This is a genomic window from Actinosynnema sp., assembly GCF_052038725.1.
Window position 1 is genome coordinate 1 of record NZ_JBQGCX010001458.1, and the last position, 2,601, is coordinate 2,601.

At 71.8% G+C, this 2,601-nt stretch carries 3 protein-coding genes and 1 pseudogene; 2 read left to right on the plus strand and 2 right to left on the minus strand.

The window, feature by feature from the left end; translation table 11 throughout:
• Window positions 1-25 precede the first annotated feature (25 nt).
• The gene (trhA, locus tag ACTUAL_RS30795) at window positions 26-652 is read right to left on the minus strand and encodes a PAQR family membrane homeostasis protein TrhA (RefSeq protein WP_440902689.1); all 627 of its coding nucleotides are present in this window, start codon (window positions 650-652) and stop codon (window positions 26-28) included.
• Between the two features lie 133 nt (window positions 653-785).
• Between trhA and ACTUAL_RS30800 the strand changes: the two genes are divergently transcribed.
• Window positions 786-1,565: an isoprenyl transferase gene (locus ACTUAL_RS30800; RefSeq protein WP_096491486.1), complete on the plus strand. Its 780-nt coding sequence runs from the start codon at window positions 786-788 to the stop codon at window positions 1,563-1,565.
• A 219-nt stretch (window positions 1,566-1,784) separates the two neighbouring features.
• Here the strand turns inward: ACTUAL_RS30800 and ACTUAL_RS30805 are convergent, their stop codons facing one another.
• Window positions 1,785-2,111 (minus strand): hypothetical protein, encoded by a 327-nt coding sequence (locus ACTUAL_RS30805; RefSeq protein WP_096491487.1) that lies wholly within the window; start codon window positions 2,109-2,111, stop codon window positions 1,785-1,787.
• Between the two features lie 174 nt (window positions 2,112-2,285).
• Between ACTUAL_RS30805 and ACTUAL_RS30810 the strand changes: the two are divergent.
• Window positions 2,286-2,601 (plus strand): annotated as a pseudogene (locus ACTUAL_RS30810) (DUF885 domain-containing protein); the annotation flags it as partial.

A 2,601-nucleotide genomic window follows, 5' to 3' on the forward strand; every position in this document is an offset into this window, starting at 1 on the left:
GCGCCCAGGCCCCGAGCGCCCTCGGCTACGAGTAGATCGACAACCAGATCGCCACGCAGTGGCAGCTCGCCGCGAGCACCGTCATCGCGTGGAAGAACTCGTGGTAGCCGAACACGTCCGGCCAGAAGTTCGGCCAGCGGGTCGCGTAGAAGACTGCCCCGATCGTGTACATCAGGCCGCCCGCGATGATCAGGGCCACCACGCCCACGCCCGCGTGGGACAGCATGTCCGGCAGGGTGAACACGGCCACCCAGCCGAGGGCGATGTAGATGGGAACGCCCAGCCACCTGGGCGAGTTGGGCCACAGCATCTTCAGCGACACGCCGCCCAGCGCGCCCAGCCACACGACCCACAGCACGGTGTAGCCCGTGGACGGGGGCATCGCGGTCAGCGCGAACGGGGTGTAGGAGCCCGCGATGAACACGAAGATCATCGAGTGGTCCATGCGCTTCATCCACGTCCGGGCCTTGACGCTCTTCCAGTTCACCCGGTGGTAGAGGGCGCTGACGCCGAACAGGCCCATCAGCGTGATTCCGTACACGGCTGTGGAGTAAGCCGCTTTCGCCGACACGGTTGTCGCCGCCAGGGCGACCAGTGTCGCCGCCATGGCCACCGACACCACGAACGACCAGAGGTGCAGCCAGCCCCGCATCCGGGGGCGCAGCGCCGGAGAGGGCTGCGGGGGAACGGTAGACGCGGTCACCTGAGTGAGGTTACGGGAGCGTAGGTTTACCGGTCAGCACACGGGCGCGTGACCGAAGCCACCCGGCGTACGCTCTTCCAGCGTGGGTCTCCGCGAACGCGTCAAGAACGTCCTCCTCAAGGGCTACGAGTACCGCCTCACCCGCTGGTTGGACGGAAGACAACGACCACGCCACGTCGGCGTGGTGCTCGACGGCAACCGCAGGTGGGCCAAGGAAGCGGGCTTCGACGACGTCGCCCACGGCCACCTCGCGGGTGCGCGCAAGATCCTGGAGCTGCTGAACTGGTGCCGGGACGCCGAGGTCGAGGTGGTCACCCTGTGGCTGCTGTCCACGGACAACCTCACCAGGCCCACCAAGGAGCTCGAACCGCTGCTCGGCATCATCGCCGACATCGTCGACAAGCTGGCCGAGCCCAACAACCCCTGGCAGGTGCGCCACGTGGGCGCGCTCGACATGCTGCCCACCGAGACCGCGGCCCGCCTGTCCGCGGCCTCGCTGCGCACCAGGGGCCGCACGGGGCTCCAGGTCAACGTGGCGGTCGGCTACGGCGGGCGCCAGGAGATCGCCGACGCGGTGCGCAAGCTGCTGCAGAAGCACGCCGAGTCCGGCGGGACGATCGAGGAGCTGGCCGAGGTCCTGGACGTGGACCACATCGCCGAGCACCTCTACACCTCCGGCCAGCCCGACCCGGACCTGCTCATCCGCACCTCGGGCGAGCAGCGGCTGTCCGGGTTCATGCTGTGGCAGTCGGCGCACTCCGAGTTCTGGTTCTGCGAGGCCTACTGGCCCGAGTTCCGCAGGACCGACTTCCTGCGCGCCCTGCGCGACTACGCGATCCGGCACCGCCGCTTCGGCTCCTGAACCCCCGAAGCCCGGAGGTTCGTGGTGCCGGAGCGGGGGAGCGGTCCGGGGAGTGGCCGGGGCCGCGCCGGGGTGCGGCGATCCGGGGTGGACCGGGACGGCCCCGGAACCCGGCGGGAGCACCGGGCCCGAGGTCGCCGCCTTCGGCGGCCCGGAAACCCGTGGGCGGGACCGCGCGGCCTCGGCGGGCTTCCGGGGTCGGCTGAGCGCTTCCGGCGCTCAGCCGGGCAGGATGCCGGTCAGCCCGCCCAGCACGTCGGTCACGCCGTCGAGCGGCGACTCGCCGGTCGCGCCGCCGTCACCGGTGTTGCAGTTGTTCGACGACGGGGCGTCGGCCAGGGGCAGCGGGACCTGGACCAGGTTCACGCTGGTGCCGCACAGGCCGCCCGCGACCTTCGTGTCGGCGCCCACGGCCGCGTCGGCGTCGGCGTTGACGTCGGTGGTGGCGCCGCTCAGCACCGTCACCAGCGGGTCGGCGAACGCGGGCGAGCCGATCATGGTGAGACCGGTCGCGGCGGCCAGCAGGGCAGCGGCCTTCTTCAGCACGGGAACTCCTCGGGAGTGCGGGTGTACCTGCGGTTTCGATCGCGCCGGAAGCTACCGGCGGGCGGAGGGCGCCCCTGACCACTGACACCTTCGTGTGACGCCCTCCCCCAGGCCGGTTCGCCCGTGCGCGTGACCGTGGTGGAACCTCCCCGCCGCTCGTAAGCTCCCCTGCTCATGGACGGCAACCGCCTGGTGCGCGGCTACCTCGCCCTCGGGCTCCGGCTCGACCGGCTCGTCCCCGGACTCGTGGACGCCTACACCGGCGACCAGGGGCTGCGCCGGGCCGTGGCGGACGAGCCGACCCCGGTCCCGGCCGACCTGGCCGCGCAGGCCGCCGGGCTGCGCGCCGAGCTGCCCAGCTCGGACCTCGCGCCCGAGCGCGTCGCCTTCCTGGACGCCCAGCTCACCGCGGCCGAGCAGTCCGCCCGCTCCCTCGACGGCGCCCGCACCTCCTTCGTGGAGGAGGTGCGGGCCTACTTCCAGGTCCGCG